Source organism: Cupriavidus sp. CP313, from assembly GCF_054072015.1.
Genome location: NZ_JBSVZB010000004.1, coordinates 112786 through 135665 on the forward strand (window position 1 = coordinate 112786; position 22880 = coordinate 135665).

Consider the following 22880-nt stretch of genomic DNA (forward strand, 5'->3'; position numbering starts at 1 on the left):
AACTGAGGGCATCGCTCCGGCCGGGGGCACAGGGGGCGATACCGGTCACATTGTTATCTGTCTATGGGTGTGCGGGCGCACTCTGCATCGTAGCGCCCCGTTGGCCGATCCTAGCCCAAACCCGCCGTCAAAGTAAAGCGGGAGGCCGGTTTGCGGGCGTCGGCGGGCGCACGGTGCTACGATGCTGGCCGGAGACAACTCAAGGCCGACCGACCATGTCCGGAACCCGATTCGACACGCTGGCGCTGCACGCCGGCGCCGCGCCAGACCCCGCCACCGGGGCCCGCGCCACCCCCATCCACCTGACCACGTCCTTCGTGTTCCGCGACAGCGAGCACGCCGCGTCGCTGTTCAACATGGAGCGAGCGGGGCACGTCTACTCCCGTATTTCCAACCCCACCGTGGCCGTGCTGGAAGAGCGCATCGCCGCGCTGGAGAACGGCGCCGGCGCCGTCGCCACGGCCTCGGGCCAGGCCGCGCTGCACCTGGCGGTGGCCACGCTGATGGGCGCGGGCTCGCACGTGGTGGCCTCGTCGGCGCTGTATGGCGGCTCGCACAACCTGCTGCACTACACGCTGCGCCGCTTCGGTATCGAGACCACCTTCGTCAAGGCGCGCGACATCGACGCCTGGCGCGCCGCGATCCGCCCCAACACCCGGCTGCTGTTCGGCGAGACCCTGGGCAACCCGGGGCTGGACGTGCTGGATATCCCCACGCTGGCGCAACTGGGCCAGGACAACGGCATCCCGCTGCTGGTGGATTCCACCTTCACCACGCCTTACCTGCTGCGCCCGTTCGACCACGGCGCCGGCCTGCTCTACCATTCGGCCACCAAGTTCCTGGGCGGCCACGGCACCACCATCGGCGGCGTGCTGGTCGAAGGCGGCACCTTCGACTTCGAGGCCTCCGGGCGCTTCCCGGAACTGTCCGAGCCGTATGAGGGCTTCCACAACATGGTGTTCACCGAGGAAAGCACGGTGGCGCCCTTCCTGCTGCGCGCGCGCCGCGAGGGCCTGCGCGACTTCGGCGCCTGCATGAACCCGATGGCCGCCTGGCAGCTGCTGCAGGGCGTGGAGACGCTGCCGCTGCGCATGAGCCGGCATGTCGACAACACCCGCAAGGTGGTGCAGTTCCTGGTCTCGCACCCAATGGTGGAATCGGTGTCCTACCCGGAACTGGAATCGCACCCCGACTACGAACTGGCCAAGCGCCTGCTGCCGCGCGGCTGCGGCGCGGTGTTCAGCTTCAACCTGAAGGGCAACCGCATCGCCGGCCAGCGCTTTATCGAAAGCATGTCGCTATTCTCGCATCTGGCCAACGTGGGCGACGCGCGCTCGCTGGTGATCCACCCGGCCTCGACCACGCACTTCCGCATGGACGCGGCGGCGCTGCAGTCGGCCGGCATCACCGAGGGCACGATCCGGCTGTCGATCGGGCTGGAAGACCCGGATGACCTGATCGACGATCTCAAGCGCGGCCTGAAGGCGGCCGAGAAGGCGATGAGCGGCAAGGGAGGGCAAGCCTGATGGAACTGACCATTGCAGGCCAGCCGGCCTACGCCTATACCGGCGGCAAACCCTTCGATCCCGCCCTGCCCTGTGCCGTGTTCGTCCACGGCGCGCAGAACGACCACAGCGTGTGGGCCCTGCAGACGCGCTGGTTTGCCAATCACGGCTTCTCGGTGCTGGCGGTGGACCTGCCGGGCCACAACCGCAGCAAGGGCGCGCCGCTGGCTACCGTCGAGGCCATGGCCGACTGGGTCATGGCGCTGGTGGCGGCCGCCGGCGTGAAGACGCCGGCTTTCGTGTTCGGCCACAGCATGGGCTCGCTGATCGCGCTGGAATGCGCGGCGCGGCATCCGCAGGCGGTGCGCGGCATCGGCCTGCTGGCCACGGCCTACCCGATGAAGGTCTCGGACGCGCTGCTGGACGCCTCGCTCAACCGCGAAGGCGACGCCATCGCCATGGTCACCACCTGGTCGCATTCGAGCCTGGCCAACAAGCCGTCTTCGCCCGGGCCGGGCGCGTGGATGCACGGCGGCAGCCAGCGGCTGATGGAGCGCGTGTCGCGCAACAACCCGCAGGCCCATGTGTTCCACAATGACTTCTCGGCCTGCAATGCCTACGCCCATGGCGAAGAGGCCGCGGCCGCGGTGGCCTGCCCCGCGCTGTTCATCACCGGCACCAAGGACATGATGACGTCGCCCAAGGCGGCCCAGGCGCTGGCCGGCAAGATGGCCAAGGCAAGCCTGGTCACGGTGCCGTGCGGCCACGCGCTGATGGGCGAACGCCCGGATGAAGTGCTGGACGCGCTGGCGGCCTTTGCGCGCAAGGTGGTCGCGGCCGGCTAAGCCTGGCCGCGGATGGCTGGCCGGCCACGCCGGCCATCCTCCCGACACCTTGGCGCGGAAGGTCTACACTGCACAAAACAAGACCTGCCGGAGACAGCCATGGCCCACGCCCGCGCGCGCGAGTTCGAGAACTTCGCGGCCTTTTATCCCTATTACCTGAGCGAACACCAGAACCGTACCTGCCGGCGGCTGCATTTTGCCGGGTCGACGGTAACGCTGCTGTGCCTGGTGGCGCTGGTGGTTACCGGCAATGCGTGGTGGCTGCTCGCCGCTGTGCTGGCAGGTTACGCCTTTGCCTGGGTCGGGCACTTTGGTTTCGAGAAGAACCGGCCGGCGACGTTCCGGCATCCGGTTTACAGCCTGATGGGAGACTGGGTGATGTATGCCGATATCTGGCGGGGCAGGATTCCGTTCTAAGCAACTTCACTGTCGCAGGGGTGGTCCGAGCCTTTACACCTGCCCATGCCAGCCCGGCGGCACCACTTCCAGCGTGCGCCGCTGGGGGTGGCTCCCCCCGTCCCCTTCAGTCGGCGGCAGATCGGCCGGCTGCTGCCGGAACACCGCCTCCAGCGTCTGGTCCAGCTGCGGATTGTCCAGGATCGACTTGAGCGCATTGGCACCGCGCAGCTGCTGTGCCAGCGCGGTGCGCGGCAGCCGCGGCAGGTTCAGCACCAACCGGTCATGCAACGTGCGCAGCGTCACCTGCGACGGATCGCACAGCAGCGCCCAGTGGGCCTGACCACGCTCCTGCTGCAGGCGTCCGATCAGATGCATGGCCTTGAGCTTGCCCAGCAGGCCCGACAGGTAATCAGCCTCGACCCGCAGCTTGCGGCCCAGATCCAGTTCGCCGACGCTGCGCGGCACCTCGTCGCGCGCGCGGTAGAGCAGCAGCAGCACGCCCAGCGCGTCGAAGAACTCGCTGCCGGCAAAGGTGCGGCGGCGCCAGTAGCCCTGCCGGATCACCGGCAGGTTGGCGGCGATGGTCGCGCCCAGCAGCGTCACCAGCCAGCTCAGGTAGATCCACAGCAGGAACAGCGGCAGCGCGGCGAAGGTGCCATAGACCGCGGTGTAGGCCGGGATCTCGGTGATGAAATAGCCGAAGCCGCGCTTGGCAAACTCGAACGCGACCGCCGCCACCAGGCCGGCCACGATGGCATCGCGCCATTCGACATAGGCATTGGGCACCGCCGTGTACAGGAAGGCGAAGGCCAGCGCCGACAGCAGCACCGGCGTCGCGCCCACCAGCAGCCCCAGCCCCACCGGCATGGTGCCGACATAGCCGGCCGAGACCGAGATCAGGTAGGAGCTGATCGACAGGCTCGCGCCGATCAGCACCGGCCCGAAGGTCAGCACCGCCCAGAACACCAGCACCCGCTGCGCCAGCGGGCGGCGTTGCTTGACGCGCCAGATCGCGTTGAGCGCGTCTTCCACGGTCAGCATGGTCAGCACCGAGGTGACCATCAGTCCGCCCAGGCCCATTGCGGTCAGCCCGCGCGCGCTCTTGGCGAACATGCCGAGGTAGCGCTGGATCGATTCACTGACGTTGCCGGGAATCAGGTTCTGGAACAGGAACGCCTCGATGGCGTTGCGGAAGTCGCGGAACACCGGGAACGCGGCCAGCAGCGCGAACGCCACCGTCAACACCGGCACCACGGCCAGCACGGTGGTGAAGGTCAGGCTGGCCGAGACCTGCGGCAGCCGGTCTTCGCCGGCGCGGCGCAGTGCATAGCGCGCCAGGGCGCGTACTTTCTGCAGGTTCCATTCCCGGCGCAGGCGGGCAACGCGGGGTCCAATCATGCGCAAACAACCTCCTGGATCTGGTTCTGACGGATAAACAGGCGGCCCGCGGCACCGGGGGCGCGAAGCCGATGGGAGATGGCGCGGGGGGCGCATCTATAATACGCGCATTGCTTCCGGCACCCTTTGCGCAACACCACCCCGCCACCGCCGGCCATCCCGCTCCATGACCGACATCCTCGTCCTGTATTACAGCCGCCACGGCAGCACCCGCAAACTTGCCGAACTGATCGCCAACGGTATCGACAGCGTCCCCGGCGCCCAGGCCCGGCTGCGCACGGTGCCGCCGGTTTCCACCGTGTGCGAGGCCACCGCGTCCGATATCCCGGCCGACGGCCCGCCCTATGCCGAGCTGCGCGACCTGGAGGAATGCGCCGGCCTGGCCCTGGGCAGCCCCACCCGCTTCGGCAACATGGCCGCGCCGATGAAGTACTTCCTGGACGGCACCGTGGCGCAGTGGCTGTCGGGTGCGCTGACCGGCAAGCCGGCCTGCGTGTTCACCGCCACCGGCAGCCTGCACGGCGGGCAGGAAACCACGCTGCTGTCGATGATGCTGCCGCTGCTGCACCACGGCATGCTGATCCTGGGCCTGCCGTATTCCGAGAAGGGCCTGATGACCACGGCCTCAGGCGGCACGCCCTACGGCCCCAGCCACCATGCCCACGGCGACAACCGCGGCCCGGTCACGGAAGACGAATCGGGACTGGCCATCGCCATGGGCCGGCGGCTGGCGCAGACCGCGCTGCGCCTGGCGGGAGACGCGGCATGACCCCCGTTGCCAACAGCGACCAGGCGCTGCACAGTCCCTGGCTGTACCGGTTCAGCGTGGGCAGCCTGCTGGCGCTGATGGTGCTGTGCATTGCCTGGGAATGGTTCCTGGCGCCGCTGCGCCCCGGGGGTTCGTGGCTGATCATCAAGTTCCTGCCCCTGCTGCTGCCGCTGCGCGGCGTGCTGACGCGCAACCGCTACACCATGCAGTGGTCGTCGATGCTGATCCTGCTGTTCTTCACCGAGGGCATCGTGCGCGCCACCAGCGACCGCGCCCCCTCGTCCACGCTGGCGTGGGTGGAGGTGGCGCTGACGCTGGTGTTCTTCACCAGCACCATCCTGTACCTGCGCCCCTACAAGCGCCGCGCCCGGGCGGCCAGCAAGGCCGCCCCGCCCAAGTCCTGACCCCCATTCCGCCATCGCCATGACCTCGCCTCAAGACTCCTTCCTCGCACTGTGCCGCGCCGCGCTGGGTGCGCAGCACGTGCTGACCGACGCAGCCGACAAGGCACCCTACCTGACCGACTGGCGCAAGCGCTATCGCGGCGAGGCGCTGGCGGTGCTGCGCCCCGGCACCACCGAGGAGGTCGCAGAGGTGGTCCATGCCTGCCATGCGCACAAGATCGCCGTGGTGCCGCAAGGCGGCAACACCGGACTGTGCGGCGGCGCCACGCCGGTGGCCGGGCAGGAGCAGGTGGTGATCTCGCTGCAACGGCTGCACCGCATCCGCCAGGTGGATCCGCTCAACAACACCATCACGGTCGAGGCCGGCGTGGTGCTGCAGCACTTGCAGGAGGTGGCGCGCGAGCACGGCCGGCTGTTTCCGCTGAGCCTGGCGGCCGAAGGCAGCTGCACCATCGGCGGCAACCTGTCGACCAATGCCGGCGGCACCGCGGTGCTGCGCTACGGCAACACGCGTGAGCTGTGCCTGGGCCTGGAAGTGGTGACGCCGTCGGGCGAGATCTGGCACGGCCTGCGCGGGCTGCGCAAGGACAACACCGGCTACGACCTGCGCGACCTCTTTATCGGCGCCGAAGGCACGCTGGGCATCATCACCGCGGCGGTGATGAAGCTGTTCCCGCTGCCACGCGTCTCGGTCACCGCGCTGGCCGCGGTGCAGAGCCCGCGCGCCGCGCTGGCGCTGCTGGCCATCGCACAATCGCATGCGGGCGCCATGCTGACCGGGTTCGAGCTGATGTCCGCGCTCAGCATGACGCTGGTGACGCGGCACTTCCCGCAGCTGCGCTATCCGTTCGCAGACATCCACCCGCAGCTGGTGCTGCTGGAACTGTCCGACAGCGAAAGCGAAGCCCATGCGCGCGGCATCTTCGAAACCATGATGTCGGCCGCCTTCGATGCCGGCGTGGTCGCCGACGCGGTGGTGGCGGAATCGGTGCAGCAGTCGCGCGATTTCTGGAACCTGCGCGAGCATATCCCGCTGGCGCAGGTGGAAGACGGCAAGAACATCAAGCACGATATCGCCGTGCCGGTGTCGCGCGTGGCGGACTTTATCGAGACCACCGACGCGCTGCTGCAGAACGCCTTCCCCGGCGCGCGCATGGTGACCTTCGGCCACCTCGGCGACGGCAACCTGCACTACAACGTGTCGCCGCCGGAAGGCGTCGACCATGACGCCTTCCTGGCCCACCAGGACCAGGTCAACCGCATCGTGCACGACAGCGTGCGCTCGCATAACGGCTCGATTTCCGCCGAGCACGGGCTGGGCCAGCTCAAGCGCGAGGAAAACCGGCTCTACAAGAGCGAGGTCGAGCTGGCGATGATGCGCGCGATCAAGGGGGCGCTCGATCCGCAGGGGCTGATGAATCCGGGCAAGGTGATCTGAGCGCGCCGCGCCATCATCGCGCCAGTGCCTCGCGGATATATGCCGCCACCTCCTCCAGCAACTGGTCGAGATGGCCGCGCAGCACGGCGAAGCCTTCGTGTGGCGAGAACCTTGTCTCGTCCATATATAGCGCGCGGTTGATTTCGATCTGCAGGCTGTGGCGGCCGTGCGCCGGGTCGGCATAGGCACGGATCAGCTCCGCGCCCTTGTACGGCCAGTTGATGCCTACCCGGTAGCCGTAGCCGCGCAGGCACTGCGCCACCAGGTCGATAAACGCGTCCGAGCAGGTGGCGCCGTCGCCGTTGCTGATCACAAAGTCAGGCCGTTCCGCACCATTGTCCACGTTCATCGCATTGCCGCGCGACTTCATCGAATGGCAGTCGATATGCCACACCGCGCCCGAACGCGCATGGCGCTGCGCCAGCAGGCCGGACAGCGCGGCATGGTAGGGATCGTAGTAGGTCTTCAGCAGGTACTCCGCCATGTCCGGCGACAGCGGCGCGGCGTACACCGGCACGCCCGGCAGCGCCAGCCGGCGCAGCACGCCCATGCCGCGTCCGGACTTGTCGCTGGGCTGCACGGCATAGGGCATGGCGCCGTCGATCAGCGCGGGATCGATGTCATCGCGGGCGCGGTTGACATCCACCATCCAGCGCGGAAAGCCCGCGCACAGCAGCGTGCCGCCCACCATCGGCGCATGCGCGAACAACTGGTCGACATAGGCGTCCCACCCCGTCAGCAGGGCTTCGGGGGGCGCCGCCAGCGGCAGGGTCTCGGCATGCACCAGCCCGCTGTGCGGGGAATCCACCACCAGCGGCAGTGCCGCGCCAGCCGGTTCGGTCAGCGAATAAGGAAAAGCCATTATCAGAATTTGTGCTGGATGCCGATGCCGACCGTGGTCACGGTGTCACCGGGCTTGCGCGAGTTGGGATCCTCGCGATCGAAGAAGACGTAGGGCATGGTGCGTTTGCTCAGGCTGTAGCCGTAGCCGGCCTGCACCTTCTTGAGCCTGCCTTGCGGGTCGCGCTGTACTGCGCGCTCCATGTAGTTCACGGTGAGCTTGTGGGCGCCATAGGGCACGGTGAAGCCAACCAGCCAGTAAGGCACGTCGGTGCGCGTGGCGGCAGTGCCTGCGTAGCGGTCGCGCCCGTAGATGCCGTAGATATTGACCACGGTAAAGTCGTACGACGCCGCGGCCTGCACCTTGTCGCGGAAATCATTGGCCACCAGCCCGCCGGTCTTGGCATCGCGCGAATAGCCCACGCCCGCGGCAAAGTTGCCGGCGGCGTAATTGAGGCCAAGATCGTACTGGCGGAAATCGTCCTCGGCCTGCACCGGCGACCTGGCGTTGGGCGTGGCCGGATCGGGTCCCGCCAGGTTCACGCGCGCCCGCACGGAAAAGCCGCCGAACTCCGGCGTCATGTAGCCCAGCGCGTTCGACACGCGGTTGCGCGCGTTCAGCACCTTGGTGCCGATGGCGGTAGCGCCCGCATCATGGATGGCGAAGTCGATATTCTGCGTCACCTGCGAATAGATCGGCGAACCCACGATCGTCGCCGAATCCAGCCGCCCCAGCGCGATCGCGCCGAAGCCGCCCTGCAGGCCGACAAAGGCGTTGCGGAACTGCGGGTTGGTGGCTGTGCCGCTGTCGGCGGCAAAGCCCTGTTCCAGCCCGAACGCGGCGCGCAAGCCCCCGCCCAGGTCTTCGCTGCCGCGCATGCCCCAGCGCGAGGCGTTGTCAATCATCTGCGTAGCGCGGCCGTCCGGCCCCTTCTGGTATTCGATATCGGTGTCGAGGCGGCCGTAGAGCGTCACCGATGCGTCGGCCGCCGCCGACAGCATCGCCAGCGCGCCGCCGATGCAGGCGCGTCCGAGCGCGCTCTTGGTCTGGATACCCTTCATGCTTCTGCTCCCTCTCTTGTTGTGTGCCAACGCACAAGTCCCCCTCGGGTGGTCCCAACTGCCGCGTTATCTGCCCGCGCAGCGCGCACGCTCCCCGCCCTCCCCGCGCGGGGCGGGATGGCATCGATGCACAGGGGAGCGTGAGCTGGCCGCGCCGGGCGGCGGCTATCTAGTCATTCAGATGGCAGGCGGACAGCCGTCCGCCGATATCGCGCAGCACCGGTACTTCGGCCGCGCAACGCGCGCTCGCATGCGGGCAGCGCGGATGGAAGGCGCAGCCCGTGGGCGGCGCCAGCGGGCTGGGCAGCTCGCCGCGAATCGGCTGGTGCGTGGGCGGGCTGGCGCCCAGGCGCGGCGCGTCGGCCAGCAGCGCGCGGGTATAGGGATGGTTGGGCGCGGCGAACACCTCGCGCGCAGCGCCGCTCTCGACAATGCGGCCCAGGTACATGATCACCACGCGGTCCGACATATGCTCCACCACCGCCAGGTTGTGGCTGATGAAGACATAGGTCAGTTCATGCTCGCGCCGCAGTTGCATGAACAGGTTGATGATCTGCGCCTGCACCGAGACATCGAGCGCGGACACGGCCTCATCGCAGATCAGCAGGCGCGGGCGCAGCGCCAGTGCGCGGGCAATGGCCACGCGCTGGCGCTGGCCGCCGGAGAACTCATGCGGGAAGCGCTCGGCATAGCCGGGATCGAGCCCCACCTGCAGCAGCAGGTCGCCGGCGAACGACGCGGCGCGCGCACGCTTGACCATGCCGTGGTAGACCGCGCCTTCGGTAATGGCCTGGCCGATGCGCAGCCGCGGGTTGAGCGAGGCATAGGGGTTCTGGAACACCATCTGCACGGCGCGGTGATAGCCGGGCGACGCGACATCGGCGCGCCTGCCTTCCCACGCAATCTCGCCGCCTGTCTGCGGCAGCAGACCCGCCAGCATGCGCCCCAGCGTGGACTTGCCGCAGCCGGACTCGCCGACCACGCCCAGCACCTCGCCCTTCCTCACCTGCAGCGAGACATCATTGACGGCATGCACCGCCTGCATCGGCTTGCCAGCCATGCGCCCGAGCAGACCGGGCTTCAGCGAGAAGCGTTTCTGCAGGTTGCGCGCTTCGAGCATGACTGTCATGCCGCCTCCAGAGGAAAAAAACAGCGCAACGTCCGGCCGCGCACGGTGGTTTCAGGGGGGGCATGGCGGCAAGCGTCCTGCGCGCGCGGGCAGCGCGGTGCAAAGGCACAGCCCGGCGGCAGCGCGGCCAGCGCCGGTGCCGCGCCCGGAATCGCGCGCAGCGTTTCGCCGCGCATGGCCGGCGTGGGCAGCGAATCCAGCAGCCCGCGTGTATAGGGATGCAGCGGCCGCTCGATCAGCGCCGCGACCGGGCCCTGCTCCACCACCCTGCCCGCGTACATCACGCAGACGCGGTCGGCCAGGTCCTTGACCACGGCCAGGTCATGGCTGATCCAGATCGCGGCGGCACCGGTCTCGCGCACCAGCTGCTTCATCTCGTAGAGGATCTGCGCCTGGATGGTGACGTCCAGCGCGGTGGTGGGCTCGTCGGCAATGATCAGGTCCGGGCGGTTGATCAGCGCATTGGCGATCGCCACGCGCTGGCGCATGCCGCCCGACAGCTCGTGCGGATAGGCGCGCATGCGCTCCTCCGGCGCCGGGATGCCCACGCGCGTCAGCGCGTCGACTGCCTGCGCGTGCGCCTGCGCACGGGTGCGGCGGTGATGCACCAGCACGGTCTCGGCCAGCTGGTCGCCCACGCGCATCACCGGGTTGAGCGACATCATCGGGTCCTGGAACACCATCGCGATGCGGTCGCCGCGCAGCGCCTGCCACTGGCGCGGCGAACACGCCAGCAGCTCCTGGCCCTTGAAGCGGACCGAACCGCCAGTGACGCGCCCGGGCGGGTCCAGCAGGTTCATCAGCGAAAACGCCGTCACCGACTTGCCCGAGCCCGACTCGCCGACGATGCCGAGGATCTCGCCCGGCTCCAGCGCAAACGACACGCCATCCACCGCCTTCACCGCCCCGCGCGCGAACGCGAAGCTGGTGCTCAGGCCGGTAACTTCCAGTAGTGCCATGCCGGGCTCCTTACCCTTCCAGCCGCGGATTGAGCACGCGGCGCAGGCGGTCGCCCACCAGGTTGATCGAGCCGATCAGCAGCACCAGGGCCACGCCCGGGAAGATGCTGATCCAGTATTTGTTCGACAGCATGTATTCGAAGCCATTGGCGATCAGCATGCCCAGCGACGGCTGCGTACGCGGCAGCCCGATGCCAAGGAAGCTCATGGTGGCCTCCAGCGTGATCGCATGCGCGATCTGCAGCGTGCCGGTCACCACCAGCGGCGCCATGCAGTTGGGCAGGATATGGTGGAACATCACGCGCAGCGCCGGCAGACCCTGGCCGAGCGCGGCCTCGACATATTCCTTGCGCCGCTCCACCTGCGCCGCGCCGCGCACGGTGCGGGCAAAGTAGGCCCACTGCACGATCACCAGCGCCAGCAGGGTCTTGTCCACGCCCTGCCCCAGCACTGCCAGCAGGATCAGCGCCACCAGCACCGCGGGCAGGCTCAGCTGCAGGTCGACCACGCGCATGATGGCGGCATCCGCTACCCCGCCGAAGTACGCCGCGGCCAGGCCCACCGCGCTGCCCACCATCAACGCCACCACCGCGCTGATCACGCCAACACCCACGCTGATGCGGATGCCATAGAAGATGGCGCTGAGCAGGTCGCGCCCGGCACCGTCGGTGCCCAGCCAGTAGTGCGACTGGCCTTCGTAGCCGACGCTGCCCGGCGGCAGTTCGGCATCGATCACCGACACCGTGGCGAGGTCATAGGGATTCTGCGGGCTGATCACATGGGCCAGCACGGCCACCAGCAGCAGCGCCACCAGCAAGGCCAGCGCGGCAGCAGAGACGCGCTTGGCGCAAAAGCGCCGCAGCAGCGAGGGCCGTGCCGCGGGCGGCGCGGCGGCAGGTGCCGGTTCCGCCGCGGCCGGCGCAAGCGCGGGCACGGCAGTGTCGGCTTCACCGGTTTCGGATACAGGCAGAGGCAGGGACATCGGTTCAGTCTCGTTCTTTTGTCGGGAGAAAAGCGGCAGCGGACGCGGCGCCTAGGCCGGCTTGTGCCGCAGGCGCGGGTCCAGCACCACGTAGAGCAGGTCGACCACCAGGTTCAGCACCACGAACAGCACCAGCGTGACCAGCAGGTAGGCCACCACCACCGGGCGGTCCAGCGCCAGCACCGAATCGATGATCAGCTTGCCCATGCCGGGCCAGGAGAACACCGACTCGGTCACCACCGAGAACGCGATCAGGTGGCCGAACTCCAGGCCGACCACGGTGACGATCGGGATCAGCACGTTGGGCACCACGTGGCGCAGCACCAGCCGCGCGCCGCCCACGCCCTTGGCGCGGGCAAACTTGATGTACTCCTGCCCGGCGACTTCGCGCGTGCCGGCCTCGGTCAGCCGAGCCACCAGCGAGATCTTGAACAGCGACAGCGTCAGCGCCGGCAGCAGCAGGAAGCGGATGCCTTCCCAGCTGGTCACCGACAGCGGCACGCCCAGCACCGTGCTGACCGGGCCGCGCCCGCCCGATGGCAGCCAGCCCAGGTTCACCGAGAACACCAGGATGCCGATCATGCCGATCCAGAACGTCGGCATGATCACGCCGCCGAGCGAGCACGCCATCAGCATCCGCGCCAGCCGGCTATGCGGCTTGAGGCCCGCAAACACGCCCATCGGGATGCCGATGCCCAGCGACAGCAGCAGCGCCGTCACGGCCAGTTCCAGCGTGGCCGGCACGCGGCTGACGATCAGCTCGATCGCCGGCCGGTTGTAGATGAAGGAATCGCCCAGGTCGCCGTGCAGGGCGCCCTGCAGGAAGCGCAGGTATTGCTGCGGCATGGGCAGGTCCAGGCCGAGCGCGTGGCGCGCCTCGGTGATCTCCTGTTCGGTGGCGGTGGGGCTGACCAGCAGGTGCACCGGGTCGCCGATCAGGTTGACGGCGCAGAAGGTCAGCACCGACATGATCCACAGCACCACGAGGCTCTGCAGCAGCCGTTTGAGAAGGGTTTCGAGCATGATGGTTAAGGGCGGGATAGTCCGTGGCGCGGATCAGCGTTGCGGGGCGGCAAGCGGCGCCGGGCGGATATTGCTGGCATAGGTGAAGCCGTCACTGCGCGGCTGCACGGCGAGCCCGTCGCGATAGGCCCACGCCGCGCGCAGGTGATGCAGCGGCACGATGCCCGCATCGGCGGCCAGTTGCTCGGCCGCGCGCTGCTGCACCTGGTCGCGCGGCGCCGGCGCCATGGTGTGCATCGATTCCTCGATCAGCGCATCCACTGCCGCGTTGGCATAGCCGCTGCGGTTGTTGGCGCCCAGCCCGGCGCCCTTGTCCTGCGCATGCGCAACCGCCACCAGCGGCTCCAGCGAATCGCCGCTGACCGCGCCGATGCCGAGCAGGAAGGCGCTGAACTCAGGCTTGCCGCCCTCGCCACCCGAGGTGGCGCGGGTGATGTAGACGGAATACGGCAGCGTGCGCACCTCGGTGCGAATGCCGGCGCGGGTCAGCATCTGCCCCACCGCCTCGCAGGTCTTGGCGTCGTTCAGGTAGCGGTCGTTGGGGCAATGCAGCGTCAGTCGAAAACCCTGGGGATAGCCGGCCTCGGCCAGCAGGCGGCGCACCCGCGCGGCATCGGCACGCGGCGCCGGCACGGCCGGGGCAAAGCCGAAGAAACCCTGCGGCACCATCTGCCCGGCCGGCACGGAATCGCCCTTGGTCACGCGCGCCGCGATCAGGTCGCGGTCGATGGCCAGGCTGATGGCCTGGCGCACCCGGGCGTCCCGCAAGGGATTGGCCGCCAGCGCTTGGCCCGCGTTGTCCTGCACATAAGGCGACACCGCGCGCGCCTGGTCCAGCTGCAGGTAGTTCAGCATGTACGAGGTGGCCGATACGGTGCGGATGCGGCCGTTGGTGCGCGCAAAGGCTTCGGCGATGCTGGCCGACGAGGCGTCGATCACATCCACCTGCCCCGACAGCAGCGCCGAGGCCCGCGCCGGCTCTTTCGGGATGAACTGGAACACCACCCGCTGCCACGGCTGCGGTCCGCCCCAGTAGCCCGGATTGCGCGCCAGCGTCAGCTGCTGGCCGTGCTCCCAAACCACCAGCCGGTAAGGGCCGGTGCCGATGCTGGCACTGCCATGGGCAAAGTCGGCCTCGCGCACGGCCTTGCCGAGCGAGCGCGGCAGCATCGCCACCATGCCGATGTTCTGCGGCAGCACCGGGTTGGGCGAGCGCGTGCGCACGCGCAGCGTCAGCGGCCCCGTCACCTCCACCGCCGCGACCGACTTCAGGTAGGTGCGGAAGGTGCGCGCGCCGGGCAGCTTCATGGCGCGCTCGATCGAGTAGCGCGCGTCCTCGGCAGTGAATGGCTCACCGTTGCTGAAACGCACGCCCGGGCGCAGCTGGAATTCCCAGTTGCGGTCGCCCAGCTGGCGCCATGCCGTGGCCAGCTGGGGCACCGGGCGCAGCGCATTGTCCAGGCCGACCAGGGTCTCGTACACGTGGCCCCACAGGTTGCGGCCGGCGGCGTCCAGGACGTGGGGATCGGCGGCGCTGATCTCGGCCTTGTAGCCGATGCGCAGGTCGGCGGCATGCGCGGCGTGGCCGGCCGCGAGCAGCGCGAAGGCAGCCAGGGCAGCGGCGATACGTGACGCCAGGTGGACAGCAAGGTGAGACATGGGGATCTGGTTCGTTTCTCGAAACAATGTTTCATTCAGTGATACCGCGTATCGAAGGATAAGACATCAAGGTCGATATCGATAAGCCGGGTTTACCCCCTGTGATCCGCGCGGGCAAAGAAAAAGCGGCGCCGAAGCGCCGCTTTTGAGATATCGGGGATTTGCGCGGCCCGGCCGCGCCCAGCCGGGTTCAGCCGCCGGTATAGCCGAGCGCGCGTGACAGCGGGGCGGCCTCCGCCACCACCATCGCCACATGCCGGTCCAGCGCCTCCTGCGTGGTCCGGCTGGCCGGGCTGGCGATGCTCAGCGACGCGACCACCGCGCCGCCGTGGTCGCGCAGGGGCGCGGCTGCAGAGACGGCATCGGCATCGCGCTCGCCAAGCGACACCGCATAGCCCGCGGCGCGGATCGCCGCAAGCTCGTCGCGCAGGGCCTGCGGCTCGATGATGGTCTTGGCCGTGAAACGTTCAAGCTGGTGCGCCAGCACGGCGTCCAGCACCTCGGGCGCGGCGAAGGCAAGCAGCAGCTTGCCGGAGGCCCCCACATGCAGCGGCCGGCGGTTGCCGATCTCGGTATGCACGCGCACCGATTGGGTCGACTCATGCCGCGCCACGCACACCGACTCCAGCGCGTCGCGCACGCGCACGATCACGTTCTCGCCGCAGGCCGCGCCGATCGCCGCCAGCCGCGGCGCCACCAGCTTGACCAGGTCGAACTGCTCGTGCGCGGCATTGCCCACCAGCAGCGCGTTGTAGCTGAGCTTGTAGAGCGCCGCCGGCGACTCGCGCGCGATCAGGCCGCGGTGCTCCAGCGTGGTCAGCAGGCGGAAGGCGCGCGCCTTGGTCAGCCCGGCACGCCGCGCCAGTTCGGTCACGCCCAGCGATGGGTGCTCGGCCACCAGCATCAGCAAGCCCAGGGCTTCGTCCACCGCTTCAACGATGTAGGTCATCGATCCTTCTTCGCCATGTTCGTAAATGTCCCATCGCGAATTGTAGCGGTCGCAGCAAACATTCGGTATGCACTGCGTCACACCGACAGGCGATGCACGAGCGCCGCGAAGAAGGATGAATCAGACAGAAGCCTCTGGCCATGGGGGCATCACCTGCGCCTTCCACAATCTGGCAATTCCGAATCCAAACCCCGGCTTATGATCGGCAATCCTCGCGGCACTTCGTGCACAGATCAGAAATAACGGAGACAACCTTGTACCTGACCAGAGCCCTGCACCGCTCCCTGCAGCAACAGCCCGACCAAGTCGTCACCATCTTCCGCGGCCGGCACCGCACTTACCGTGAATTCGGCGACCGCGTGGCGCGCCTGGCCGGTGCACTGCAGACGCTCGGCATGCGGCCGGGCGACCGCGTCGGCATCCTCGCGCTGAACTCAGACCGCTACCTCGAATACGCCATGGCTGCCTGGTGGGGCGGCGGCGTGCTCAATCCGGTCAATGTGCGCTGGAGCGTGCCTGAAGTGGTCTATTCGCTGGATGACTGCGATACCGGCATCCTGGTGATCGACGACCAGTTCCTGCCGATGGCCGCGGGCATCCGCGACACGGCCAAACGCACGCCGGTGCTGATCCACGCCGGCGACGGCGATGCGCCCGACGGCATGCTGTCGTTCGAGCAGCTGGTCGCGCAAAGCGCCCCGATTCCCGACGCCCAGCGCGGCGGCGACGACCTTGCCGTCATCATGTACACCGGCGGCACCACCGGCTTCCCCAAGGGCGTGATGCAGACCCACAGCACGCTGTGGTGCGGCTGCCTGCAGCGCATGGCGGATACTCCGCCGCTGCGCGGCGGCCGTGCGCTGCATGTCAATCCGTTCTTCCATGTTGCGTCGATGGCACGCGTGCTGAACCAGTTCCTGGCGGGCGAGACGCACGTGATCATGCCGATGTTCGAGCCGCGCGAGATGCTGGAGACCATCGAGCGCGAGCGCATCACCGAACTGGCGCTGGTGCCGACCATGGTCCAGATGCTGATCAGCCACCCGGATTTCCCGAAGCACGATCTCGGCAGCGTGCGCCGGCTCGGCTATGGCGCTTCCGCAATCAGCGCAGCCGTGCTGGAGCAGACCATGGAAAAGCTGCCCGGCGTGGACTTCGCCCATTCCTACGGCATGACCGAGTCCATGATCGTCACCACCAACCCGCCCGAGAACCACAGCCCCGCGGCGCGCGCGCAGGGCCTGCACCTGTCCGCCGGATGCGCCGGCATCGGCATCGAAGTGAAGATCGTCGACCCCGAGGGCAATGAGGTGCCGCGCGGCACCGTGGGAGAGATCCTGGTGCGCAGCGCCGGCGTCACGCCTGGCTACTGGAACCGTCCGGAAGACACTGCCAAAGCCCTGCAGGACGGCTGGCTGCACACCGGCGACGGCGCCTACATGAACGACCGGGGCTATATCTTTATCGTCGACCGCCTCAAGGACATGATCGTCAGCGGCGGCGAAAACGTCTATTCCGCGGAAGTGGAGAACGTGCTCGGCCGCCACCCCGCCGTGGCGATGAGCGCCGTGATCGGCGTGCCGCATGAGAAATGGGGCGAGGCCGTGCACGCGGTAGTGGTGCTCAAGCCCGGCATGCAGGCGACCGAAGCGGAAATCCAGGAACATTGCCGCGCGCATATTGCCGGCTACAAATGCCCCAAGACGGTGGAGTTCCGCCAGGCAATGCCGCTGTCCGGCGCGGGCAAGATCCTCAAGCGCGACCTGCGCGCACCGCACTGGGAAGGCAAGACGCGTGCGGTGAACTGAGCGCCGCGCCCCCCCAATCCTGCCTACGCCTGCACCCGGCTGCGCTTCATTTGGAACGCCACGGTCACCCGGTCCGCCGGGTAGATCGTGTCGGTAATTTCAAGGATCCTGCCCTGCGCGTCCTTGTAATGGCGGATCAGCCGCAGGCCGGCCGAACCCAGCTCGGCGCCCAACACCCTTGCCAGCCGCTCATCGATCAGCACGCCGTGGATGACCTGCCGGATCTCGGCAATGGCCACGCCGCAATCGCGCTCGATCAGCGCGCTGACCAGCAGCCTGGGGTTGTTGCGGATGGTATCCGCCAGGTGCGCCAGCGAGGCGTCGATGTAGATGTCGGCGTGCGCCACCGGCGTGCTGCCCTTGCGGGCATCGACCCGCGTGCCGGAAAAACGCAGCCATTCGCTGCCGATCGGCGCCTCCAGCAGGCGGGCCTCGGCGCGGTCCAGCGTGACGCTGCGCACCGCCTCGATGCTACGGATCTCGGTGGCTGCCACCCGCACCAGGTCTTCGGCAGTGCCGAACGACTGGGTGTACGACGCGTCCGGGTTGGCGCTCTCGACGATGGTCCCCACCGCCTTCTTGCGCGAAATATAGCCCCAGTCCTGCAGCAGCTTGAGTGCCGCGCGCACGGTATGGCGGCTGACGCCATGCTGTTCGGCCAGCTCATGCTCGGTCGGCAGCAGGCTGCCGACCACGCGGCGGCCCTCGACGATATCCCGGACCAGGGTGCTGGCCAGCTCGGCATAGCGGGTCGAGGCCGTCCCGCCAGGGGCCACCGGTGCTTCCGTCCGCTTGTCGTTCAGTTGGTTGCGCATGGCGATGAGCTGGCCCCAGGCCGCTCCATGAAGTGGGTCCGCGCATTGTAAGACAAGCGGCAGCGGCACCCGGAGCCGCGCCGCTCAGGCCGCGAAGAAGCGCTTGTCGGCTTCGGCCGGCACCGTCATGCCGGTGACCTTGGCCTTCTCCAGCACGCCCCAGAAATAGCGATAGGTGGCGCGGTCATGCAGCTCGCCCTTGTACTGGATCGGGCCCCAGTCCGCATCCTGCGCCGCGCACAGGATGCCGGCCGCGTCCTCCACCTCGGTGAAATCGGGGCGCATGGCATTGACGATGGGCAGGATCTGCGCGGGATAGATGCTCCACATGCGCAGGAAGCCGAATTCATTGCGCGCGCGCGTGGCATCGCCGCCGATCACCTCCGCGTCCTTCAGGTTCAGGCAGACGTTGTGCGCCGGCACGATGCCGTTGGCCAGCGCCGCGGCCACCATGTCGGCCTTGGCGCGCGCCAGCAGCGCGTGCTCGAACTGGCCGGGGCTGCGCATCGCCGCCGCCGGGATGGCGCCGTGGTGGCCGCTGACGAAATCCATCAGGCCGAAGTCCAGAACCTCGATATGCGGCAGCGCCGCGATCTGGAACACATCGCGCAGCGCGCCATGCGTTTCCACCAGCACGTGGACCGGGATGTCGCGGCCAAGCCCGGCCTTGCGCGTGGCCTGGCCGATGTATTCGATCACCTCGGCCACCTGCTGGTGGCTGGTGGCCTTGGGCACGGTGATATAGGCCAGGCGGCTACCGGCCTCGCCTACGATGATGTCGACGTCCTGGCGCCAGGCCGGATGCGCGGGATCGTGGATGCGCGCGCCGGCGCGGCCATGGCGGTTGCGCTCCGACGCGATCATGCGCGCCACCATGGCGGCGTGCTCGCGCTCCTGGCCGGCGGCGGCGCCGTCTTCGCAATCGCAGGTCACGTCAAAGACGGGGCCGTACTCGACCTGCAGGTCGAAGGCCTTGCCAATCAGCTTCTCGCTGCCGGCAAAGTGCTCGCACGCGGCCAGCACGGGGAAGGATTTCTCGCCGGCAAACAGCGCGTCGCGCGGATGGGTGGTGGTCATGGATGACTCCTGGAAGCGGATATTGGAATGGGTGAGCAAGCCGGCTCAGCGGCCGCGGCGCGGCATGGCGATGGTGTAGTCGAGGTCCAGCACCACGTTGGCCGGATGCGCGGGCTTGCCGTCGGCGGCGGGCGGAAACACCACCGTGCCGGCTGCAGCGTTCTTGATGCCGATGGTGCGCAGGCGCAGCGCGCCGACATGCGTCAGCCCGAGGTCGAGCCTTTCCACCACCTGGGTGGCACAGGCGATGGTGTCGCCGGCATAGGTGGGATTGACGTGGCTGCCGCCGTTGATCGCCAGCATCGACAGGCCGTTCTCCAGGCCGTCATAGGACAGGGCCTTGCACAGCGAGATGATGTGGCCGCCATAGACCAGGCGCTGGCCGCCCTTGGCCGCCATCGCAAAGCCGTCGAAATGCGCCCGGGCCGTGTTCTGGTAGAGCCGGGTGGCAATGCTGTGGTCACTGTCGTTGACCGTCATCGCGCCGGGGTGGTCAAGGCGCTCGCCCGCCGCGTAGTCTTCCCACAGGTCGTCCACGCCCGTCATGGCGCAGATCTCACGCACGCCGGGGCCGTAGCCGCCATGCCAGAGCCGCGCTGCCGGCACCACCGGCCCGGTGGCGGGCAACACGGCCTCGCCACAGGCAGCGGCGTGGTCGCGCTTGTGCACCATGACCCAGCGGATCCAGGCCAGCACCGATTCGCCGTGCTGGTTGTGCGCGGTGGAGCGCACATAGACCACGCCGCTCTTGCGGTTCGAGTTCTCCTTCAGCCCGATCACCTCACTGTCCACCGACAGCGTATCGCCCGGATAGACGTGGGCCAGGAAGCGCACATCGGCGTAGCCCAGGTTGGCCACGGCATTGAGCGAGATATCCGGCACGGTCTTGCCGAACGCGGTGTTGAACACCAGCAGGTCTTCCAGCGGCCGGCGCGCCAGCCCGAGCTGCGCGGCATTGGTGTCGGCCGTGCCCAGCGCCACGCGGCTGCCGGTCAGGCCGATGTACAGGCTGCGGTCGCCTTCGGTCAGCGTGCGCGGCGTGGCGTGCCGCATGCGCATGCCCACGCGGAAGTCCTCAAAAAAGTTGCCGCTCCGGTTCTTCTGCATTGGTCCTTCTCTCCTCGGCTGGCGGAAGACCTCGTCCTCCGCAGTCTATATGTACGTACATAGTGAATGACACACCAGGCTATGTCAACCGTGGCGGGAGAACTCGGTAGTTCGCAACATGTAAGCCACATTCTCCCACCAGATCCGGGTGGGCGCACCGATTCGGCTTGCCTCCCAACCCTTCAGATCCGTTACTATGTACGTACATATCGTCCGATTCAGGACATCGCAGGGACCGATAAAAGGAGCGCAACGTGCAAAAACTGACTGACGAGCGGCGCATGATCCAGGAAGCCGCAAGGCAATTCACCATGGACCGCGTACTGCCGATCGCCAACAAGCTGGACCCCGAGAAAGGCCAGATCCCGCGCGAGCTGATCGATGAAATGGCCGAGCTGGGCTACTTCGGCATCCTGATTCCCGAGGAATACGGCGGCCTGGGCCTGGGCGCCTATGAGTACTGCCTGGTGGCCGAGCAGCTGTCGCGCGGCTGGATGAGCGTGGGCAGCCTGATCGCGCGCGGCAACGGCCTGATCGGCGCGCTCAAGGGGCTGTCGCCCGAGAAGAAGGCCGATTACCTGCCGCGCATGGCACGCGGTGAATTCCTCGGCGCGTTCTCGCTGTCAGAGCCCAACGCCGGCTCCGACGTGGCCAATATCTCGTGCCGCGCCGTGCGCGACGGCGACGACTGGGTCATCTCCGGCAGCAAGTACTGGTGCACCTTCGCCGACGAGGCGGATTTCATCCTGGTGGTCTGCCGCACCGACCCCGTGATCGACCCCAAGGCCCGCCACCGCGGCCTGTCCGCCTTCATGATCGAAAAGCCGCGCGGCCAGCTGCCCGAGGGCGTCAAGGGCAGCCCCATCCCCAAGATCGGCTACTACGGCTGGAGCACCTGGGAGCTGGCGTTCGACAACTGCCGCGTGCCGGCCGACAAGATGGTCGGCGAGGAAGGCAAAGCCTTCTACCTGACCACTGCGGGCCTGGAAACCGCCCGCGCCCACACCGCCGCGCGCTCGATCGGGCTGGCCCAGGGCAGCCTGGAAGATGCGATCCAGTACGCACGCGACCGCGCCCAGTTCGGCTCGCCCATCGGCAACTTCCAGGCGATCCGCTTCAAGCTGGCCGACATGGCCACGCAGATCGAAGCCTCGCGCGCGCTGCTCTACGCCGTGTGCGAGCAGATCGACGACGGCCAGCGCTGCTCCAGCGAAGCGGCCATGGTCAAGCTGTTCGCCAGCGAGATGTCGGAGCGCGTCACCAGCGAAGGCCTGCAGGTCCACGGCGGTGCCGGCTACACCACGCACTTCGCGGCCGAGCGCTACTGGCGCGATGCACGCCTGACCAAGATCTTCGAGGGTACCTCCGAGATCCAGATGCGCATCATCTCCGATGCGATGCTGGGCAAGGTCGAAGCCTGAACGCCGGAGCCAGCCGCCCCCACGGAGCCAAGCATGCATCAACCCCAACCGTCCGTTCCCATGACCAAAGGCGCCCTCGCCGGCCTGCGCGTGGTGGACCTCACCCAGATGCTGGCCGGCCCGTTCTGCACGCAGGTGCTGGCCGACCACGGCGCCGAAGTCATCAAGGTCGAAGCCATGACTGGCGACGGCACGCGCGTCACTGGCCCCTTCTGCGCCGACGACACGCTGCGCGACTTTGGCGGCTATTTCCAGAGCGTGAACCGCAACAAGCAATCGATCGCCGTCGACCTGAAGACCGACGCGGGCCGCGAGATCGTGCGCAAGCTGATCGACGGCGCCGACATCGTGGTCGAGAACTTCCGCGCCGGCGTGATGGAACGCCTCGGGCTGGCCTATGAAACCCTGCGCGAGACCAATCCGCGGCTGGTCTACGGCACCGTGCGCGGCTTCGGCGATCCGCGTAGCGGCGAGAGCCCCTATGCGCAATGGCCGGCCTATGACGTGGTCTCGCAGGCGATGGGCGGCATGATGGGAATCACCGGCCCGGACCGCGACACCCCGACCAAGATCGGCCCCGGCGTCGGTGACACCGTGCCGGCGCTGATGCTGTGCATCGGTATCCTGGCCGCCGTACATCGCGCGCGCGAGACCGGCGCAGGCCAGTTCGTCGACGTGGCCATGACCGACGCCGTGCTGGCCATGTGCGAGCGCATCGTCTACCAGACCTCCTACACCGGCACCGTGCCCGCACCGGAAGGAAACCGCCACCCGCTGATGTGCCCGTTCGGCCTGTTCCGCGCCCGCAACGGCCACGTCTCGATCGCCTGCGCCACCGACGCGTTCTGGGCCAAGCTGGCCCACGCCATCGGCCGCCCCGACATGGCCACCGACGAGGCCTTCGCCACCAACGCCGCGCGCGTGCGCAACGCGCAGCAGGTGATCGACGCCATCGAAGCCTTCAGCACGGCGCGCACCAAGGACGAGATCGCACAGTGCCTGGGCGGCAAGGTGCCGTTCGGTCCGGTCTACACCTCGGCGGAAATCTTCGCGGATCCGCACTACCGCGTGCGCGAAATGCTGGTCGACGTTGAGCAACCGGGCTCGGCCACGCCGGTCAGGATCGCCGGCGTGCCGATCAAGCTCAGCGCCACCCCCGGCGCGGTGCGCCAGCGCGCGCCCATGCTTGGCGAGCACACCGACGCGATCCTGCTGGCGGCGGGCTATGGGAAGCAAGAGATCGTGGACATGCGCGCGGCGGGGGCCATCCGGTAGGCCGGTCTCCAGGTCC

Annotated in this window: 21 protein-coding genes; 9 read left to right on the forward strand and 12 right to left on the reverse strand. The window is 68.1% G+C overall.

The window, feature by feature from the left end; genetic code table 11:
- The first annotated feature begins 215 nt into the window (after positions 1-215).
- The 3 genes from ACW4E8_RS07140 (at position 216) to ACW4E8_RS07150 (ending at position 2767) form a co-directional block, all read left to right on the forward strand.
- Complete coding sequence (locus ACW4E8_RS07140; protein ID WP_035817514.1) at positions 216-1526, forward strand: O-acetylhomoserine aminocarboxypropyltransferase; 1311 nt, start codon at positions 216-218, stop codon at positions 1524-1526.
- Positions 1526-2350: an alpha/beta fold hydrolase gene (locus tag ACW4E8_RS07145; protein WP_456803868.1), complete on the forward strand. Its 825-nt coding sequence runs from the start codon at positions 1526-1528 to the stop codon at positions 2348-2350. Before ACW4E8_RS07140 ends, ACW4E8_RS07145 begins: the two co-directional genes overlap by 1 nt.
- Before the next feature lie 99 nt (positions 2351-2449).
- Positions 2450-2767 carry an Mpo1-like protein gene (locus tag ACW4E8_RS07150; RefSeq protein ID WP_456803869.1) on the forward strand — a complete coding sequence of 106 codons (318 nt, stop codon included), beginning with the start codon at positions 2450-2452 and terminating at the stop codon, positions 2765-2767.
- A 33-nt stretch (positions 2768-2800) separates the two neighbouring features.
- Here the strand turns inward: ACW4E8_RS07150 and ACW4E8_RS07155 are convergent, their stop codons facing one another.
- Positions 2801-4147, reverse strand: a complete 1347-nt coding sequence (locus ACW4E8_RS07155; RefSeq protein ID WP_456803870.1) for a YihY family inner membrane protein — start codon at positions 4145-4147, stop codon at positions 2801-2803.
- A 166-nt stretch (positions 4148-4313) separates the two neighbouring features.
- Here ACW4E8_RS07155 and wrbA point away from each other — a divergent pair, with 166 nt between their 5' ends.
- Genes wrbA through ACW4E8_RS07170 form a run of 3 tightly spaced genes read left to right on the forward strand, consistent with a single transcriptional unit; the run spans position 4314 to position 6758 of the window.
- The gene (gene wrbA, locus ACW4E8_RS07160) at positions 4314-4916 is read left to right on the forward strand and encodes an NAD(P)H:quinone oxidoreductase (protein WP_013956294.1); all 603 of its coding nucleotides are present in this window, start codon (positions 4314-4316) and stop codon (positions 4914-4916) included.
- Positions 4913-5320 (forward strand): DUF2069 domain-containing protein, encoded by a 408-nt coding sequence (locus ACW4E8_RS07165; RefSeq protein WP_456803871.1) that lies wholly within the window; start codon positions 4913-4915, stop codon positions 5318-5320. Before wrbA ends, ACW4E8_RS07165 begins: the two co-directional genes overlap by 4 nt.
- Positions 5321-5339: 19 nt before the next feature.
- The gene (locus ACW4E8_RS07170; RefSeq protein WP_456803872.1) at positions 5340-6758 is read left to right on the forward strand and encodes an FAD-binding oxidoreductase; all 1419 of its coding nucleotides are present in this window, start codon (positions 5340-5342) and stop codon (positions 6756-6758) included.
- Positions 6759-6771: 13 nt separating this feature from the next.
- Here ACW4E8_RS07170 and ACW4E8_RS07175 read toward each other — a convergent pair whose 3' ends face one another.
- From ACW4E8_RS07175 to ACW4E8_RS07210, 8 genes are all read right to left on the reverse strand, one after another.
- Positions 6772-7620 carry an N-formylglutamate amidohydrolase gene (locus ACW4E8_RS07175; RefSeq protein ID WP_456803873.1) on the reverse strand — a complete coding sequence of 283 codons (849 nt, stop codon included), beginning with the start codon at positions 7618-7620 and terminating at the stop codon, positions 6772-6774.
- 2 nt (positions 7621-7622) lie between these two features.
- Positions 7623-8660, reverse strand: coding sequence for a porin (locus ACW4E8_RS07180; protein WP_456803874.1), 1038 nt, complete (start codon positions 8658-8660; stop codon positions 7623-7625).
- A 169-nt stretch (positions 8661-8829) separates the two neighbouring features.
- Positions 8830-9789, reverse strand: a complete 960-nt coding sequence (locus ACW4E8_RS07185) for an ABC transporter ATP-binding protein (protein ID WP_456803875.1) — start codon at positions 9787-9789, stop codon at positions 8830-8832.
- Entirely contained in the window at positions 9786-10748 is a 963-nt protein-coding gene (locus ACW4E8_RS07190) for an ABC transporter ATP-binding protein (protein ID WP_456803876.1), read from the reverse strand. Before ACW4E8_RS07190 ends, ACW4E8_RS07185 begins: the two co-directional genes overlap by 4 nt.
- Positions 10749-10758: 10 nt before the next feature.
- The gene (locus tag ACW4E8_RS07195) at positions 10759-11724 is read right to left on the reverse strand and encodes an ABC transporter permease (protein ID WP_456804104.1); all 966 of its coding nucleotides are present in this window, start codon (positions 11722-11724) and stop codon (positions 10759-10761) included.
- A 57-nt stretch (positions 11725-11781) separates the two neighbouring features.
- A complete protein-coding gene (locus ACW4E8_RS07200) occupies positions 11782-12753 on the reverse strand; it encodes an ABC transporter permease (protein ID WP_456803877.1) in 972 nt (323 codons plus the stop codon).
- 33 nt (positions 12754-12786) lie between these two features.
- On the reverse strand, positions 12787-14412 hold the full coding sequence (locus ACW4E8_RS07205; RefSeq protein ID WP_456803878.1) for an ABC transporter substrate-binding protein: 1626 nt from the start codon (positions 14410-14412) through the stop codon (positions 12787-12789).
- 190 nt (positions 14413-14602) lie between these two features.
- Positions 14603-15361: an IclR family transcriptional regulator gene (locus tag ACW4E8_RS07210; protein ID WP_456803879.1), complete on the reverse strand. Its 759-nt coding sequence runs from the start codon at positions 15359-15361 to the stop codon at positions 14603-14605.
- A gap of 254 nt (positions 15362-15615) precedes the next feature.
- On the opposite strand from ACW4E8_RS07210, the gene ACW4E8_RS07215 reads away from it, so the two are divergent.
- On the forward strand, positions 15616-17169 hold the full coding sequence (locus ACW4E8_RS07215) for a long-chain-fatty-acid--CoA ligase (RefSeq protein ID WP_456803880.1): 1554 nt from the start codon (positions 15616-15618) through the stop codon (positions 17167-17169).
- A gap of 23 nt (positions 17170-17192) precedes the next feature.
- Here the strand turns inward: ACW4E8_RS07215 and ACW4E8_RS07220 are convergent, their stop codons facing one another.
- The 3 genes from ACW4E8_RS07220 to ACW4E8_RS07230 all read right to left on the reverse strand — a co-directional run bounded on the left by ACW4E8_RS07220 (position 17193) and on the right by ACW4E8_RS07230 (position 20168).
- Positions 17193-17984, reverse strand: a complete 792-nt coding sequence (locus ACW4E8_RS07220; protein WP_456803881.1) for a GntR family transcriptional regulator — start codon at positions 17982-17984, stop codon at positions 17193-17195.
- An 84-nt stretch (positions 17985-18068) separates the two neighbouring features.
- Positions 18069-19061 carry an HpcH/HpaI aldolase/citrate lyase family protein gene (locus ACW4E8_RS07225; RefSeq protein ID WP_456803882.1) on the reverse strand — a complete coding sequence of 331 codons (993 nt, stop codon included), beginning with the start codon at positions 19059-19061 and terminating at the stop codon, positions 18069-18071.
- A 45-nt stretch (positions 19062-19106) separates the two neighbouring features.
- Positions 19107-20168, reverse strand: a complete 1062-nt coding sequence (locus ACW4E8_RS07230) for a MaoC family dehydratase (protein WP_456803883.1) — start codon at positions 20166-20168, stop codon at positions 19107-19109.
- Between the two features lie 254 nt (positions 20169-20422).
- Between ACW4E8_RS07230 and ACW4E8_RS07235 the strand changes: the two genes are divergently transcribed.
- Complete coding sequence (locus ACW4E8_RS07235) at positions 20423-21589, forward strand: acyl-CoA dehydrogenase family protein (protein WP_456803884.1); 1167 nt, start codon at positions 20423-20425, stop codon at positions 21587-21589.
- A 33-nt stretch (positions 21590-21622) separates the two neighbouring features.
- Complete coding sequence (locus tag ACW4E8_RS07240) at positions 21623-22864, forward strand: CaiB/BaiF CoA transferase family protein (RefSeq protein ID WP_456803885.1); 1242 nt, start codon at positions 21623-21625, stop codon at positions 22862-22864.
- Positions 22865-22880: the final 16 nt, after the last annotated feature.

Excerpts from the sequence above, each read along its gene's own strand:
- ACW4E8_RS07170 (WP_456803872.1), top strand. The coding sequence starts at position 5,340 with ATGACCTCGCCTCAAGACTCCTTCCTCGCACTGTGCCGCGCCGCGCTG.
- ACW4E8_RS07140 (WP_035817514.1), top strand. The coding sequence starts at position 216 with ATGTCCGGAACCCGATTCGACACGCTGGCGCTGCACGCCGGCGCCGCG.
- ACW4E8_RS07225 (WP_456803882.1), bottom strand. The coding sequence starts at position 19,061 with ATGACCACCACCCATCCGCGCGACGCGCTGTTTGCCGGCGAGAAATCC.
- ACW4E8_RS07150 (WP_456803869.1), top strand. The coding sequence starts at position 2,450 with ATGGCCCACGCCCGCGCGCGCGAGTTCGAGAACTTCGCGGCCTTTTAT.
- ACW4E8_RS07145 (WP_456803868.1), top strand. The coding sequence starts at position 1,526 with ATGGAACTGACCATTGCAGGCCAGCCGGCCTACGCCTATACCGGCGGC.
- ACW4E8_RS07180 (WP_456803874.1), bottom strand. The coding sequence starts at position 8,660 with ATGAAGGGTATCCAGACCAAGAGCGCGCTCGGACGCGCCTGCATCGGC.
- ACW4E8_RS07175 (WP_456803873.1), bottom strand. The coding sequence starts at position 7,620 with ATGGCTTTTCCTTATTCGCTGACCGAACCGGCTGGCGCGGCACTGCCG.
- wrbA (WP_013956294.1), top strand. The coding sequence starts at position 4,314 with ATGACCGACATCCTCGTCCTGTATTACAGCCGCCACGGCAGCACCCGC.
- ACW4E8_RS07205 (WP_456803878.1), bottom strand. The coding sequence starts at position 14,412 with ATGTCTCACCTTGCTGTCCACCTGGCGTCACGTATCGCCGCTGCCCTG.
- ACW4E8_RS07155 (WP_456803870.1), bottom strand. The coding sequence starts at position 4,147 with ATGATTGGACCCCGCGTTGCCCGCCTGCGCCGGGAATGGAACCTGCAG.
- ACW4E8_RS07190 (WP_456803876.1), bottom strand. The coding sequence starts at position 10,748 with ATGGCACTACTGGAAGTTACCGGCCTGAGCACCAGCTTCGCGTTCGCG.
- ACW4E8_RS07185 (WP_456803875.1), bottom strand. The coding sequence starts at position 9,789 with ATGACAGTCATGCTCGAAGCGCGCAACCTGCAGAAACGCTTCTCGCTG.
- ACW4E8_RS07240 (WP_456803885.1), top strand. The coding sequence starts at position 21,623 with ATGCATCAACCCCAACCGTCCGTTCCCATGACCAAAGGCGCCCTCGCC.
- ACW4E8_RS07210 (WP_456803879.1), bottom strand. The coding sequence starts at position 15,361 with ATGACCTACATCGTTGAAGCGGTGGACGAAGCCCTGGGCTTGCTGATG.
- ACW4E8_RS07230 (WP_456803883.1), bottom strand. The coding sequence starts at position 20,168 with ATGCAGAAGAACCGGAGCGGCAACTTTTTTGAGGACTTCCGCGTGGGC.
- ACW4E8_RS07165 (WP_456803871.1), top strand. The coding sequence starts at position 4,913 with ATGACCCCCGTTGCCAACAGCGACCAGGCGCTGCACAGTCCCTGGCTG.
- ACW4E8_RS07200 (WP_456803877.1), bottom strand. The coding sequence starts at position 12,753 with ATGCTCGAAACCCTTCTCAAACGGCTGCTGCAGAGCCTCGTGGTGCTG.
- ACW4E8_RS07220 (WP_456803881.1), bottom strand. The coding sequence starts at position 17,984 with ATGCGCAACCAACTGAACGACAAGCGGACGGAAGCACCGGTGGCCCCT.